We start from the raw sequence: 13,427 nt of genomic DNA, 5'->3' as shown, positions 1-13,427 counted from the left end.
TATATTCACTAGGTTTTCTCTCAACGATCAACAATAGACAGTTCAGCTCTGGACCAATGTGAAAGACCACCAAAACCTGGGTGCATTGGATAACCAGCCTTCGATGCATAGGCCTGCACTTTTGCCTCTGGTTTCTTAGTATCCTCTATCAGTTCTTGGATGCTGGCGAGTATTTCTTTTTTCCAGGGGAATCTGCGGTCTTTAGGATTACCCCACATCAAGTGAATTCGGTCAGCTTCAGCCAGACATACACTAAAGATATGTCGAGTTACCTCTAAAGTTCTTTTAATTTTTTCTTTTCCCTCTTCATCACTCCACAGGGGTAAATCATGCGGCTGACCGATCAACGGAATTAAGTTAATGAGTGTCATTGACTGAAACTGAACTGGTTTACCTTCTGAGTCGACAGGAAAGAAGCGCGTAATCATTGCGGTAGTTGGGTCGCCACCCTGCGTAAGGGAACCCAAACATGTTGCAGTGGATGGATTGATTCCAATAAACACTATTTTTTCTGTCTGAGAATCATTGTTAGGCGTTCTGAGGAAGTACCGGCTGCCTACTTCTTGGGGGTGCTCTGGGAATACAGTTTCCCCGCCACGCCACGCTAGGACCAAGTCCTGAGCAATATTGTCTACTGATGTACTAGGCAAAGATTCCACCTCTAATGGTTATTCGTACTTCTAGGCACTGTGTTAAGTCTCCTACCAGCTACCGATGCAGACAACTGTATGTTGAATGCCTGCCGGTACGGGCAGGACGCGGACGGCTCCGGGTGGCTTGAACTGCGCTAGAGCTGGGGCACGGTTGGGTTCTGCCCCACCGGGGCTGACCCTGTAAAGTAGGGTGCTGAATAATCAGTGTACTTTCCCCTATTTTCTTGTGCTGAGGACACCATGCGACCAGATTCTAAGCCCACCCCTCGGGCGCTCTTCCGTACGTTTGCCACCGCTGAAATGATCACCTGGGCCCTGCTCATTACGGCCCTGATTCTGCGGGGTACCGGCGTGACCAATATTGTGCCCATTGCCGGTGGTATTCACGGGTTTGTTTTTCTGAGCTACTGCGTTGTGACTGTCTTTACCTGGGTGAACCAGCAGTGGAAGGCTCCCGTGGGTATCGCGGGTCTGCTGCTGTCGGTGATTCCCTTTGCGACGGTTCCCTTTGAGCTTTTCCTCGATAAGCGGGGCCTACTGCGCGGGGGCTGGCGTCTGGCACCTGGCGGGGCGGCGCCGTCCGGCCTTCTCGAGAAAGCCCAGGCCTGGGTCCTGGCCAAGCCCGCCCTGGCCAGCGTCCTGCTACTTGCTTTCGTGGTTCTGCTCTTTGTGGTGCTCCTGCTGGCGGGCCCGCCCGTGCCCAAGAACTAACAAGTACTAAGGCTGTCGACAATCGCTACCAGCGCAGCTAGAATCAGAACTAGGTTCAGAAGTGTCGTTACCACTTCTAAACCTCCTCTATTTGATTTTTGAACGTACCGGGCAGATTTGCCCGGTACGTTTTTATCTTAACAGCATCATGCCACCGCAAATAGACCTAAGTGGTTGATGCTGAATCACCCTTTTTCTCCTTGGTTCGCCTTAGGCTACGTTGCCTATCTGGCGACCGTGCGTCATATCGCTGAGCGTGCACACGGCAGGTGCACGCTCAGCGATATAACGCACTTTCGCGTGCCACCAATCTTTGGATGTGCTTGTACTACCTACTTGCGATGGAGAACTTTGAACAGGTACAGGGGTAGGTGTCCTCCATAAACATGCGGAAACAACTCGGAACTAGGATTAGAAGGGTCTGCTGGTTCCCATCGAACAGTGAACCCAGCAGACTCTAATTTACGGGGGTCGATTTCAAGGACGAGAATATCTGGCCTGTCACCATAGATGAAGTCTGAAACTCGCTTTACCTGATCCATATCCGCGCAAGCGTGCAAGAATCCCTGCTCGTTGATACTCACTCCACGTGTCGAATGAACCCACACCTTAAGTTTCTGCGCTTGTTCCCAGTCTTCGGGCAAAGCTATGTGATAAATCGTCACTAAAGTTCCTCCGAGAAACGTGCACTACCTGTTTTCAAATACCAATACCTCTACCCTGATTTGGCTGCTTACAGATTCAAATGAACTTTCAAAGCCTCATCTAGTTCCCAAACTTTATTTCTCGATAAGGTACCAATATAGTCGCCAATACGATCCACAGATACTGTTCTTATAAGTTCTGTTTGGGCTTTTGAGTCGGTAGATAGGCCGATTTCGTCCTGGGTCAAGAGCACCTGAAACGAAGCAATAAATCTAGTATTAGAGGTCAATGGAACAACCGTCAGCGTCCCTATACCGTGATGGGCTACATAAGTATTCGATTCATCCCTACTTACGATGATGGCTGGCCTTTTCTTGTTGGGTTCATTCCCTCGGGCAGGCTCAAAATCTACCCAGTAGACGTCGCCCCGTCTCATACAAGACCGTCTCCTGAAGTCTGACCCCATACATCTTCTTCACCAGACTCTGCCCATTCCCGATGTGCTCTGGCGTATTCATCAGTGAGGTCTACGGATGTCATCTGATCAATGGCTGCTTTAATGGCAGATGACCGAGAAGCAAATTTCCTTTGTGCGATAAAACGGTCGAGAGCCTCAACCGTTTCGTCCGCTAAGCTGATACTAATTTTGGTGGTCATACCTCAATCCTACCGACTGGGTTATCTGCAGCTCAAGACCTCAACCCATCAGGCACAGGCCCTGACCCCACCCATATGGCATAATGACCAGGTTAGACACACTGACTTTTCGAGGAGACCCCGTGGGTGTTGAGAGCGAACGTTTTGCCCGGTTGAGGCTACTTTTTAAGAACGAGGGCCTGCAGAAACTTCAGGACGCCACCGTCATGGTACTGGGTCTTGGCGGCGTTGGTTCAGCCTGCGCTGAGGCTCTGGCCCGCGGCGGTGTGGGTAACCTGATTGTGCTGGACCGCGACGTCGTAGAAGAAAGCAACATCAACCGGCAGGCCCTGGCCTTTACCTCCACCCTGGGCAAGGTCAAGGCCGAGGTCATGGAGGGCATGATTAAGGAGATCCAGCCCGACTGCACCGTCACCGCCGAGCGGGTCTTCCTTACCCCCGATAACCTGGCTGAGACCCTGGATAAGTTCCCCCGCCCTAACTACGTCATTGACTGCATCGACACCATCACCCAGAAGCTGGCTGTCTACCAGTGGGCTGCTGAGCGGGGCCTGAATCTAGTGGCGTCCATGGGCGCGGCGAATCGTCTTGACCCGACCATGCTGCAGTTCGCTAATATCCGCCGCACCTACAACTGTTCTATGTCGAAGGTGGTTCGCGCTGAGTGCCGCAAGCGCCAGATTTACGGTCTTGAGGTACTCTTTTCCACCGAGCTGCCCTTCAAGGTGGAGAAGGCCCCCGGAGCAAAGGCTAAGGGTGAGACATTGGGGTCGATGAGCTACATGCCCCCGATTATGGGGCAGATGTTGGCGGGTAAGGTGATTCGTCAGCTGGCCGGTATGGAAGAGATTCCGGCGCCTCCCTATCTTGGTTCCCAGATGGGAGAGAAGGACGCTGCGGCTCAGCACCTGCCTCGGCCCCGCTAGTATGCTGCTTGATACCCACTTTCACTATGACTTCCTGGCCCCGGCGCTTCGTCCAGCATTTGACGAGGCGTTGCGGGCCCAGGGCGTCCAGGTGGTTGCCCAGACCCTCAAGCCCTCAGCCTACCGGCAGCTTCGGGAAACTACTCCCCCAGCTGGCCCCCCGCTGTCACTTGGTTTTCACCCCTGGCAGGTAGCCTCACCTGCCCAGGTTGAAGCTGAGCTTGAGATTTTTGAGGCTGAGGTGAGAAGCACCCGGTTGATTGGTGAGATTGGTTTAGATTTTCTGCCCCGCCGCCTGGAGACTTCCCCCGCAGACCTGCAGCTAGGGGCCCTGCGCCGTCTTATGAGTGCGGTTCTCCAGGCTACTGCCGGGCAACCTGCCGAGAAGCCCTATGTGCTCTCTTTGCACGCCGTCCGCGCAACAACGGCGATGCTTGACCTTTTTGAGGAACTTGATGTGCCCGGTTCCCCTCTTGTCCCGGTGGTTCACCGGTTTGGGGGAACGAGCGACGAGTTGACTCGGCTGGTGCGGTTAGGTGGGTGCATTTCGGTTCATCCGCAGATGGTTGAGAGCAAGCGCGGACGGGCGTACGTCCGCCAGGTGCCCGCAGACCGCCTGCTGTTGGAGACGGACCTACCCGAGCAGCCTACCGACGCGCTCGATACCCAGCTTTTTGCGCAGGAAGTGGGCGGACGCCTGCGCCGGCTTGTCGAGCGCATTTCGGCTGAGCGCGGTGAGGACTTTGCCCCGGTTCTGCGAGAGAACCAGAGACGGCTCTACTCCCTATAGCCCTATCCGTGGTGTACCCAGCCCCAAGGTTTCACAGGGCTTGAGGATCTAAAGAACTCCTGGGCCCTTCGAGATGTGACTCTTTAGGTCGAGCCTCCTGCCTAGTTACTTCTCCGGTGCTCTACCGCTCGAAGCTAGCTGGCCCTTCGTCGTCCACGAATTCGAGAACGTCGCTCACACTACAGTCGAGTACCTTGCAAATGCTTTCGAGAGTGGTGAAGCGTATCGCTTTCGCACGCCCATTTTTCAGTACAGCGATATTAGCTGGGGTAATGCCAACAGCCTCCGCGAATTCGTTGACGCTCATACCCCGTTCGGCAAGCAACACATTGAGCTTGACCTTGATCAAATGACGGCCTCCAATTCTTCATGCTCGGTGCGGGCCTTATCATAGGTGCGGACCGCTAAACAGGTGACGCAAATAAACCCGATTGCGGCCAGAATTGACATCACTAGGCCAAGCAGAATGAGCACGCCGCCGGCATTCATCGTGACACACAAGTGTATCGCCACCCCAGCAGGGATAACAAAGCCCAGGACGCAGAGCGCCCCCACCGCCTGAATAAGAGCCCGGGTGACGCCATTCCAGAAGCCGGGTGTGGCGCTCTTTCCCAGTAGCTTGCACAGCAGGACGGCAGCTAGCTGAAAGCAGAGCAGGGAGGCTATTCCTAGGGTTGAGTAGGGGGTTACAAGGTGGAGCACCTCGGGGTGGACCTCGGCTGATTCATTGGCTGCGATGGGCACAAGGAGCTGGCCGAGGAAGAGGACGACGATGAATAGGGTGAGTGTGGCGATGAGGATTCGCCGTGCAAATGTATCCATGTATCGATTATCAATAGCCACCTATCGAAAGTCAATAGTTTCTATGACTTAAAACATCCTCCCTATCACCACCCACCCTCAACCCGAGCGCCCACCCTAGTTCTACCCTTAAGCAAAAAAGACCGCCCCTGTGAAACTTTCACAGGAACGGTCTTGATGGTGGAGGTAAGGGGATTCGAACCCCTGACCTTCTGCATGCCATGCAGACGCGCTACCAACTGCGCCATACCCCCGTGGAGCTAAGGGGATTCGAACCCCTGACCTTCTGCATGCCATGCAGACGCGCTACCAACTGCGCCATAGCCCCTTATTCATTTATCCGCCGCTCTCGCGGCGACTGTTCTATCTTATGGCACCCACAAGGGCTCATGCAAATCGAGACCCCACCAGCACCTATGAACTGCATCACACAATATTCATGGGCAGTTCAACCCCTGTCCACAAAAGGACGCCCCACCCTACTCCCCCGATATCGGGAAGGCGGGTGGGGCGTCCTCACAGAAGAATCTAATCTTCGCGCTGGTTCATCAGGTCCGCTTCGGGAGTGATGATCTCGAAGTCAGCTTCGGCGCCTTCGGTGTCGACGTCACCGGCTTCGCTGTCTAGGCCCAGGTCGATGCGGGGGGCATCGCCCCAGAGGCGGTCGAGGGCGTAGAAGGCGCGGTCTTCTTCGTGCTGTACGTGCACTACGATGTCGCCGAAGTCCAGGAGTACCCAGCGGCCCTCAGCACGGCCTTCGCGGCGCAGGGGCTTGAGGCCCAGTTCTTCACGGAGCTTATCTTCAACCTCGTCAACAATCGCGTTGACCAGGCGTTCGTTGTGGGCTGAGACGACAAGGAAGCCGTCAATCAAACCCATAATGTCAGAAGCGTCGACGGCCAGCAGGTTGGTTCCCTGCATGTCGTCGGCCGCGCGTGCGGCTACCTTCAACGCTTCAATAGACTCTGCAGCTGCAGTCATTTCGCCCTTTCCGAGCAAATCATTCCCCAAACCTTTTGGGGTCTCATTCAACTAAATCTTTAACTGAAGAAAAGGAACCACACGGTGGCCAGTACAAGCACGAGAAGCAGGAGGCCCACGACGGCTACGATTGCGCCGGCGGATCGCCCCTCTGATGTTTCTGGGCTGTAGGTTGCTGCTGCTTCTTGTTCCACTTCGGCAAGGTCGCCGGAGGGGGCTTCGTCCGTCTGTTTGACGGTGCCTGCGAAGTTAAAGCGCTGAGCATCTTCTTCCTGGTCGGGGCCGGGAGCCGCCGCCGGGGTCTCAGGTGCAGACTCGGTGGTCTCTTCGTCCTCTTCTGCCTGCGGCTCGTAGGTGTACCCTTCGGGTGCCTCGGCAGTTTCTTCAGAACTATCAGAGTCTACCGCACCGGTGCTGTCACTGGCTAGGGTGCTGGCGGCTGGGTCAGTCACATCGGCACTGTCGATTTCGGTGAGGTCAAGACCCTGGGCGTCAACCGCGCGGACGGGCGCGGGCAGGTCCGGGGTATGCTGGCCGGCGGTGAAGAGTTCGGTGACGGGCCCGCCCTGGGTGTCTTCGGCTAGCTCCGCTTGGGCTTCTTCTTCGGGGTGGGTCGCCCTATATTCATCGTCCTTAGCCTGGGCGCGGGCGATGATAGCGGCAATTGCCTCAGGGTTTGTGGTGACGACGGGTTCCTCAGCCTCAGGCTCCTCTACCTGTAGCTCGCCAACGCTCACGAAGTCACTTTCACCGGTGATTTCGCCGGCGGCAGCGGCGAAGTCTACCTGCTCGGTAGCTTCAGCCGGCTCAGAGTAGTCAGCACCGAGAACCTGCTGGTCAATGTGGGCCAGGGGGTCTTCAACCACGGTGGCGCGGGTGTTATCGAAATCTACGTCGAGTTTCTCGCCCTCACCGGTGCTGATGCTGCCCATCTGCGACAGGTCAACCAGGGAGCGGGCGGCGTCCTGCTCTACCTCTACACCCTCGATGGCCCCCATAAACATGGGCACCTCGGGCAGCTCTTCGTCCCCCCGCTGCAGGGCGCGCAGGTATTCAGCGACCTCTTCGTAGTAGCGGCTCAGACGGCGCGGGCCCATGGGGCGGGTCGGGGGCGGGATTTCTAGCCCGTCCTCAGTGGTGTAACTTTCGGTGAGGTAGGCGGGTGTCTCGTCGTTCTGGCCGTCCGTGGCCTGATCGGGTCGTGTGCTCACAGTGTTTCCTTGAGTGGGATGCCTGGTTCTTGTGGTTAATGCTACCAAGCCAGACAGGTGGTGAAGGTTCTTAGCTGAGGTGGTCTTTGGTTTTATTTCAGCCGGGGCAGGCCAGCTACGTAGCCGCCGCCCGGGGCGCCTGTTTCGTCGCCGGTGTAGAGGCTGTATTTATTGATGTACTGCACTACCCCGTCGGGCACCAGGTACCAGACAGGCAGGTCGTTGCGGGCCCGGTCGCGGATGTCGGTCGATGAGATCGCCATGGCCGGAATCTCAATGACGCGGACGCGCCCCTGCGCTTCTTCGGGCACGGTTAGTTCGTGGCCGGGGCGGGTGACCGCCACGAAGGTGGCGAGATCCCACATCTTGTGGGCGTCTTTCCAGGTGGTAATTTGGCTCATGGCGTCGGCACCGGTAATGAAGAAGAGCTCGTCGTTGGGGCGCTCGGCTCGCAGGTCGGTGAGGGTGTCGATGGTGAAGGTGGGGCCCTGGCGGTCAATGTCGACCCGGCTCACGGTGAAGCGGGGGTTGGAAGCGGTGGCAATCACCGTCATCAGGTAGCGGTGTTCGGGGGCGGTGACCTGTTTGTTGGCCTTCTGCCAGGGGTTGCCGGTGGGCACGAAAATTACTTCGTCGAGGCTGAGCACGGCAGCGACTTCGCTGGCCGCAACCAGGTGCCCGTGGTGGATGGGGTCGAAGGTGCCACCCATGACCCCCACGCGGGTGGTGGCGGGGTCGGGTTCGGGGATACCGAGCTCACGTCGGATTTCATGGGCGGGACGAATCACGGGTCTCCTGCTCGCTTCTGTATGTACGGCTTCGGCGCGGGCCCGCTCCCCCGGTTACCGGGGTGGTGCGGGCACCGCGCCGAAGTGTGGTGGAGAAAAGTTTAGCGCTTGTGCTTGCTCTGGTAGTCGCGCAGGGCCTCGGTCTCTTCGTGGGAGAGGTGGTCTGCTGCGTGGTCGGGGCGTACAACGCCGCGGCCTGAGAATGAGATGGTAATCAGGAAGAGCAGGCCGAAGAAGATGAAGCCGATGATGGCGAACCAGTAGGTGGGCATACCGAGCAGTTCGAGCTGGTGGCTACCTTCTTCTGAGGCAAGTACGGTGGCGCCTGATGCAAGTACAGATGAAAACATGTGTGTGTACCTTTCGAGGCTGGGCGGTGTGTGGCCGCGCCAGTGCGGTCAAAGTATGGGTTTATTACCATGCTACCGGGTTTCACGCTCTATGAGCGGGACTTTACCCGGTAGCAGGTGCGATTTTTCTGCTTTTAGTCGCGGCTGTGCCAGTCGCCGCGCACGATCCACTTGGTGGTGGTGAGCTGTTCTAGGCCCATGGGGCCGCGAGCGTGCAGTTTCTGGGTCGAGATACCAACCTCCGCACCCAGGCCGAACTGGCCGCCGTCCGTAAACCGGGTCGAGGCGTTCACGTACACTGCCGCGGAGTCAACGTCGCGAATAAACTTCTCGGCGTTGGCGATGTCGTTGGTCAGAATCGCCTCGGAGTGGCCGGTGGAGTATTCGCGGATGTGGGCAATAGCGGCGCGCACATCGGGCACGGTCTTAACAGCTAGGTCCAGGGAGCCGTATTCGGTGGCCCAGTCCTCCTCGGTTGCCTCTACCGCGTCTACGCCCTCGGGCAGGATAGCGCGGGTGGCGGCGTCCGCATGCAGGGTTACCCCCGCTTTAGCCAGGGCCGCAAGGACGCCCGGGGCGGCTTTCGCGCCCTCGGCCAGGAGCAGGGTTTCTACGGTATTGCAGGTACCGGGCCGCTGGGTCTTAGCGTTGACCAGAATCTCAGCGGACTTTGCCGGATCAGCGGTGACGTCGAGGAAGATGTGGCAGTTGCCCTCACCGGTCTCAATCACCGGCACCTTAGCGTTCTGCACCACCGACTGAATCAGGCTGCGACCACCCCGCGGAATCAGCACATCAATGTGACCGCGAGCCAGCATCAGGGCAGCAGCGCCCTCACGGCCAAACTCGTCCACCGACTGCACCGAGTCAATGGGCAGGCCCGTAGCGTGCAGGGCATCACGGATAATACGAACAATCACCTGGTTGCTCTTGGCAGCAGCTGAACCGCCGCGCAGCATCACCGCGTTACCGGCCTTAATAGCTAAACCAGCGATATCAACCGTTACGTTGGGGCGGGCCTCATAGATAGCACCCACCACGCCCAGGGGAACCCGCACCTGCTGCATCCGCAGGCCGTTCGGCAGGGTTGAACCGCGCACCAGCTCCCCCACCGGGTCGGGTAGGGCAACCAGCTCACGCAGGGCGTCCGCAAGTTCAACCACCCGGTGCTCGGTCAAACGCAGGCGGTCCAGCATAGCCTCGCTCATACCGGCTTCCCGCTCCCGTTCAAGATCCTGGGCGTTCTGCTCGATAATCACCGCCGAATGCTTTTCGAGTGAATCGGCAACAGCCAGCAAAGCCCGGTTCTTCCAGCGGGTATCGGCCTTGGCCAGACGGCGGGAGGCGATACGGGCGTCCACCGCCATATCGGTGACCTGCCGCATCACATCGTCACTCACGTGTACCTGCTCGCCCATGAGCATCTCCTTATGTATAGGGGGTTGAACAACCTTGAAACTATCCTACCGGCGCACCCGCGCAAGGGCCCAGTATTACTGGGGGCCGGTGATTACTACAGGGAGGGGGCCACCAGCGCAATATTATCGGCGTGCGCTACCGTACCGTCGTAGGTCTCCCCCATGGTGCGCTGAATCTGCTCGGTGTGCAGACCCACCATCTGGGCGGTCTCACCGGCAGTATAAGAACTCAGGGCATGAGCCAGCACTTCGCCACCCTCGTCAACAATCGCCACGGGGCTACCGCCCTCAAAGGAGCCCTGAACCCCCAGCACACCGGCTGCTAGCAAAGAACGACGGCGGCGCAGGGCAGCAGCAGCGCCCGCATCCACGGTAATTGAGCCCTCTATATCGGCCAGGTGCTCCAGCCAGAGGGTCTGCACCGGGCGGCGCTCGCCGGTGGCGTAGAACCAGGTGCCGACGTCCTCACCGGCAAAGGCGGCGCGGGCGTGAGCCGCGCTCGTCACCAGGGCGGGAATTCCGGACGCCGCCGCCACCTGGGCAGCCTTCACCTTCGTCACCATGCCACCGGAGCCCACACCGGCAGACCCCACCGACCCAATCGACAGGCCAGCCAGGTCAGCTTCGTTACGCACGCTGCTCACGCGCTCGCCGCCCTGGTCGGGGTGGCGGGTATAGAGGGCATCCACGTCAGAGAGTAGAAGCAGGGCGTCGGCTTTGACGGTGTGGGCCACGAGGGCTGCGATACGGTCGTTATCGCCGAAGCGGATTTCGCGGGTGGCTACCGCATCGTTCTCGTTGATAATGGGCATGACCCCCAAATCGAGCAGGCGCTCTAGCTGGCGGTGGGCGTTCTGGTAGCGGTCCCGGGCCATGAGGTCTTCGGCTGTCAGCAGCACCTGGGAGACGGTCACACCGTAGCGGGTAAAGATATCGGTGTAGCGGCTCATCAGCAGGGACTGGCCGACGGACGCCGCCGCCTGCTGGGTTGCCAAATCTTTAGGACGGCGCGACAGACCCAGCGGAGCCAGGCCAGCAGCGATAGCACCCGAGGACACAAAGACCAGCTCGATAGAGGGGTGCTCTTTTTTCTTCTTAGCCAGCACGTCGGAGATAGTGGCGATAGCCAGCTCGTCCAGGGAGTTCTCAATGGAGGTCAGGGACGAAGAGCCAACCTTCACCACAATCCGCTTAGCCCGTGGCATGTCGGAGCGTTCGATGATGGGGCTGCGGCGGTGCTTGCCGCGTGACTCGGCGCTGGCCTGGAAGGCGTCCTTCAAATCCAATTGATTAGCTCCCTTAAAGTGTTAACTTTAGCTTCTATGAATATACAGCAGAGTCGCCCCGGGCACACTACCCGGGGCGACTCCTTACACATAGTGAAATAAGAGCGGGGCGAAGAAAACCGCCCTAGCCTCTCTTACTCTTCCTCTGCCGCGCGCTTGGCAGCCCGCTTTTCAGCCTTAGCTGCCTTGGCCTTAGCGGCGCGGGCCTCGTCGACAGACTCGGTCCAAATACCTGCCACACGCTCAGCCTCAAGTTCGGCACGGGCCTCAGCCTTGGCGTCCATGCGCTCGTGGAACTCAGCCTTGCGCTGGGCACGGGTGGGGCGAATCAGCTCCTCCAGGCGGGCATCGGTACCACGCGGGGACGAGAGCAGCTCAGCACCGCCGACCATGGTGGGCTCCCAGTCAAAGACCACGGCGTCCACTTCTTCACCGATCACCACGGCATCTCCCGCAACAGCACCTGCCTTGAAGAGTTCATCTTCAACACCAAGGCGGTTGAGGCGGTCAGCCAGGTAGCCCACGGCTTCGTCGTTGTTAAAGTCGGTCTGCTTAATCCAGCGCTCGGGCTTCTCACCGATCACGCGGAAGAGGGGTTCCAGGTTGCGCTCTTCCTTGCGGATGATGAATTCCTGGCGCTTCTTGGAGCGGAAGCCCTTGGGCTTGACTACGGCGACATCCTCTGCCGGGGCGCTCTTGCTCTTCTTGCGGGCCTTGCGGTCAGCCTCAACCAGCTCTGCCATGGCAAAGGTCAGCTGCTTGAGACCCTCGTGGGATGCGGTAGAGATTTCAAAGACTCGGTAGCCACGCTCTTCGAACATGGGGCGCACAAATTCAGCCAGCTCACGGGCTTCGGGCACGTCGATCTTGTTGAGCACGATCAGCTGGGGGCGTTCGTTCAGGGGGACGGTGACGCCGGCAGTGGGATCAACCTCGTAGTTTTCCAGCTCGCCGCGGATGACGTCGAAGTCGCTGATGGGGTCGCGGTTGGGCTCTAGGGTAGCGCAGTCAATGACGTGCACCAGGGCGCTTGAGCGCTCAACGTGGCGCAGGAAGCGGTGGCCCAGGCCCTTACCCTCGGAAGCACCTTCAATCAGGCCGGGAACATCCGCTACGGTGTAGCGGGTATCGCCCGCCTGCACCACACCCAGGTTGGGAATCAGGGTGGTGAAAGGGTAGTCAGCGATCTTGGGGCGGGCCGCAGAAATCGCGGCAATCAGGGAGGACTTACCGGCTGAGGGGTAGCCCACCAGGGCAATATCTGCAATGGACTTGAGTTCTAGGACGATATCGCGGGTTGAACCGGGAATACCGAGCAGGGCAAAACCGGGGGCCTTGCGCTTGGTGGAGGCCAGGGCAGCGTTGCCCTTACCGCCAATACCGCCTTCAGCTGCAACGAACTCGTCGCCAATGCGCACCAGGTCGGCCAGCACGTTGCCGTCGCGGTCCTTGACCACGGTGCCCTGGGGTACAGGCAGAATCAGGTCTTGGCCGTTGAAGCCGTGCGACATATCGCCGCGGCCGATGTCGCCGTTGGGGGCGCTCTGGTGGGGGCTGTGGTGGTATTCGAGCAGGGTGGTGGTCTGGGCGTCTACGCGCAGGATGACGTCGCCACCCTTGCCGCCGTTACCGCCGTTGGGGCCGCCGAGGGGCTTAAACTTCTCACGGCGAACCGAGACACAGCCGTGCCCACCGTGCCCACCGGTTACGTGTAGGACCACGCGATCTACAAATTCTGCCACGAGTGCAAGCTCCTTCAAAAAAGTTTGGTTTGGTTATCTAGTCTACAGGGTCGCCCCGGTGCCGGTCTGTGGCCGGACGCTCCTTGGGCGGCTTTGCGCAGGTGAGGTACGCAAAAGGGCGACTACGAGTTGCCCCGTAATCGCCCTTCTACTGAGGTGAGGTGTTTAGACCTTACTCAGCGGCTGCAAGGATGTTGACTACCTTGCGGCCCTTGCGGGTACCGAATTCGACCTTGCCTGCTGCCAGAGCGAACAGGGTGTCGTCGCCACCGCGGCCAACGTTGTTGCCGGGGTGGAAGTGGGTGCCGCGCTGACGAACGAGGATTTCGCCTGCGTTGACGGTCTCGCCGCCGTAGCGCTTAACACCGAGGTACTGGGGGTTTGAGTCACGGCCGTTACGGGTGGAGCTTGCGCCCTTCTTATGTGCCATTGATGCCTACCTTAGGTCAAAGAATGTTGGGGTAAAAC

The 13,427-nt window shown here is 58.7% G+C and carries 17 protein-coding genes and 2 tRNA genes; 3 read left to right on the top strand and 16 right to left on the bottom strand.

Annotation, left to right across the window (positions count from 1 at the left end):
• Positions 1-20: 20 nt before the first annotated feature.
• Positions 21-659 carry a DUF1643 domain-containing protein gene (locus tag L6963_RS02740; protein ID WP_272878955.1) on the bottom strand — a complete coding sequence of 213 codons (639 nt, stop codon included), beginning with the start codon at positions 657-659 and terminating at the stop codon, positions 21-23.
• A gap of 234 nt (positions 660-893) precedes the next feature.
• Between L6963_RS02740 and L6963_RS02735 the strand changes: the two genes are divergently transcribed.
• Positions 894-1,364 (top strand): DUF3817 domain-containing protein, encoded by a 471-nt coding sequence (locus L6963_RS02735; protein WP_237206553.1) that lies wholly within the window; start codon positions 894-896, stop codon positions 1,362-1,364.
• A 332-nt stretch (positions 1,365-1,696) separates the two neighbouring features.
• On the opposite strand, the gene L6963_RS11860 is transcribed toward L6963_RS02735, so the two are convergent.
• The 3 genes from L6963_RS11860 to L6963_RS02725 all read right to left on the bottom strand — a co-directional run bounded on the left by L6963_RS11860 (position 1,697) and on the right by L6963_RS02725 (position 2,666).
• The gene (locus tag L6963_RS11860) at positions 1,697-2,029 is read right to left on the bottom strand and encodes a DUF952 domain-containing protein (protein WP_423816810.1); all 333 of its coding nucleotides are present in this window, start codon (positions 2,027-2,029) and stop codon (positions 1,697-1,699) included.
• 68 nt (positions 2,030-2,097) lie between these two features.
• Positions 2,098-2,445, bottom strand: a complete 348-nt coding sequence (locus tag L6963_RS02730; RefSeq protein ID WP_237206552.1) for a type II toxin-antitoxin system PemK/MazF family toxin — start codon at positions 2,443-2,445, stop codon at positions 2,098-2,100.
• A complete protein-coding gene (locus L6963_RS02725; RefSeq protein WP_237206551.1) occupies positions 2,442-2,666 on the bottom strand; it encodes a ribbon-helix-helix domain-containing protein in 225 nt (74 codons plus the stop codon). Before L6963_RS02725 ends, L6963_RS02730 begins: the two co-directional genes overlap by 4 nt.
• Before the next feature lie 122 nt (positions 2,667-2,788).
• Between L6963_RS02725 and L6963_RS02720 the strand changes: the two genes are divergently transcribed.
• Together L6963_RS02720 and L6963_RS02715 are read left to right on the top strand one after the other, a co-directional pair.
• Positions 2,789-3,592 carry a tRNA threonylcarbamoyladenosine dehydratase gene (locus tag L6963_RS02720; protein ID WP_237206550.1) on the top strand — a complete coding sequence of 268 codons (804 nt, stop codon included), beginning with the start codon at positions 2,789-2,791 and terminating at the stop codon, positions 3,590-3,592.
• Between the two features lies 1 nt (position 3,593).
• The gene (locus L6963_RS02715; protein ID WP_237206549.1) at positions 3,594-4,382 is read left to right on the top strand and encodes a TatD family hydrolase; all 789 of its coding nucleotides are present in this window, start codon (positions 3,594-3,596) and stop codon (positions 4,380-4,382) included.
• 121 nt (positions 4,383-4,503) lie between these two features.
• On the opposite strand, the gene L6963_RS02710 is transcribed toward L6963_RS02715, so the two are convergent.
• From L6963_RS02710 to rpmA, 12 genes are all read right to left on the bottom strand, one after another.
• On the bottom strand, positions 4,504-4,731 hold the full coding sequence (locus tag L6963_RS02710; protein WP_272878551.1) for a helix-turn-helix domain-containing protein: 228 nt from the start codon (positions 4,729-4,731) through the stop codon (positions 4,504-4,506).
• On the bottom strand, positions 4,728-5,204 hold the full coding sequence (locus tag L6963_RS02705; protein WP_237193970.1) for a DUF2975 domain-containing protein: 477 nt from the start codon (positions 5,202-5,204) through the stop codon (positions 4,728-4,730). Before L6963_RS02705 ends, L6963_RS02710 begins: the two co-directional genes overlap by 4 nt.
• Before the next feature lie 157 nt (positions 5,205-5,361).
• Positions 5,362-5,437: transfer RNA gene (locus tag L6963_RS02700), tRNA-Ala, on the bottom strand.
• Between the two features lies 1 nt (position 5,438).
• A tRNA-Ala gene (locus L6963_RS02695) sits at positions 5,439-5,511 on the bottom strand.
• 200 nt (positions 5,512-5,711) lie between these two features.
• Entirely contained in the window at positions 5,712-6,164 is a 453-nt protein-coding gene (gene rsfS / locus L6963_RS02690; protein ID WP_185174617.1) for a ribosome silencing factor, read from the bottom strand.
• 59 nt (positions 6,165-6,223) lie between these two features.
• Positions 6,224-7,375 (bottom strand): hypothetical protein, encoded by a 1,152-nt coding sequence (locus L6963_RS02685; protein ID WP_237206548.1) that lies wholly within the window; start codon positions 7,373-7,375, stop codon positions 6,224-6,226.
• Positions 7,376-7,467: 92 nt separating this feature from the next.
• Complete coding sequence (gene nadD / locus L6963_RS02680) at positions 7,468-8,163, bottom strand: nicotinate-nucleotide adenylyltransferase (RefSeq protein WP_423816811.1); 696 nt, start codon at positions 8,161-8,163, stop codon at positions 7,468-7,470.
• Between the two features lie 101 nt (positions 8,164-8,264).
• A complete protein-coding gene (locus L6963_RS02675; RefSeq protein ID WP_237205317.1) occupies positions 8,265-8,513 on the bottom strand; it encodes a hypothetical protein in 249 nt (82 codons plus the stop codon).
• A gap of 134 nt (positions 8,514-8,647) precedes the next feature.
• Positions 8,648-9,931, bottom strand: coding sequence for a glutamate-5-semialdehyde dehydrogenase (locus L6963_RS02670; protein ID WP_237206547.1), 1,284 nt, complete (start codon positions 9,929-9,931; stop codon positions 8,648-8,650).
• 95 nt (positions 9,932-10,026) lie between these two features.
• A complete protein-coding gene (gene proB / locus L6963_RS02665; protein WP_237206654.1) occupies positions 10,027-11,136 on the bottom strand; it encodes a glutamate 5-kinase in 1,110 nt (369 codons plus the stop codon).
• A gap of 215 nt (positions 11,137-11,351) precedes the next feature.
• Complete coding sequence (obgE, locus tag L6963_RS02660) at positions 11,352-12,959, bottom strand: GTPase ObgE (RefSeq protein WP_237206546.1); 1,608 nt, start codon at positions 12,957-12,959, stop codon at positions 11,352-11,354.
• A gap of 172 nt (positions 12,960-13,131) precedes the next feature.
• Entirely contained in the window at positions 13,132-13,389 is a 258-nt protein-coding gene (gene rpmA, locus L6963_RS02655; protein WP_135013898.1) for a 50S ribosomal protein L27, read from the bottom strand.
• Between the last annotated feature and the right edge of the window lie 38 nt (positions 13,390-13,427).

It is taken from the genome of Rothia nasimurium (assembly GCF_928392795.1).
GTDB classification, from domain to species: Bacteria; Actinomycetota; Actinomycetes; order Actinomycetales; family Micrococcaceae; genus Rothia; species Rothia nasimurium_F.
The sequence above is the reverse complement of the archived record's forward strand: the minus strand, read 5'-3'. Positions and strand labels throughout refer to the sequence as shown.

Excerpts from the sequence above, each read along its gene's own strand:
- L6963_RS02705 (WP_237193970.1), bottom strand. The coding sequence starts at position 5,204 with ATGGATACATTTGCACGGCGAATCCTCATCGCCACACTCACCCTATTC.
- L6963_RS02735 (WP_237206553.1), top strand. The coding sequence starts at position 894 with ATGCGACCAGATTCTAAGCCCACCCCTCGGGCGCTCTTCCGTACGTTT.
- L6963_RS02730 (WP_237206552.1), bottom strand. The coding sequence starts at position 2,445 with ATGAGACGGGGCGACGTCTACTGGGTAGATTTTGAGCCTGCCCGAGGG.
- rsfS (WP_185174617.1), bottom strand. The coding sequence starts at position 6,164 with ATGACTGCAGCTGCAGAGTCTATTGAAGCGTTGAAGGTAGCCGCACGC.
- L6963_RS02670 (WP_237206547.1), bottom strand. The coding sequence starts at position 9,931 with ATGGGCGAGCAGGTACACGTGAGTGACGATGTGATGCGGCAGGTCACC.
- rpmA (WP_135013898.1), bottom strand. The coding sequence starts at position 13,389 with ATGGCACATAAGAAGGGCGCAAGCTCCACCCGTAACGGCCGTGACTCA.
- proB (WP_237206654.1), bottom strand. The coding sequence starts at position 11,136 with ATGCCACGGGCTAAGCGGATTGTGGTGAAGGTTGGCTCTTCGTCCCTG.
- L6963_RS02675 (WP_237205317.1), bottom strand. The coding sequence starts at position 8,513 with ATGTTTTCATCTGTACTTGCATCAGGCGCCACCGTACTTGCCTCAGAA.
- L6963_RS02725 (WP_237206551.1), bottom strand. The coding sequence starts at position 2,666 with ATGACCACCAAAATTAGTATCAGCTTAGCGGACGAAACGGTTGAGGCT.
- L6963_RS02715 (WP_237206549.1), top strand. The coding sequence starts at position 3,594 with ATGCTGCTTGATACCCACTTTCACTATGACTTCCTGGCCCCGGCGCTT.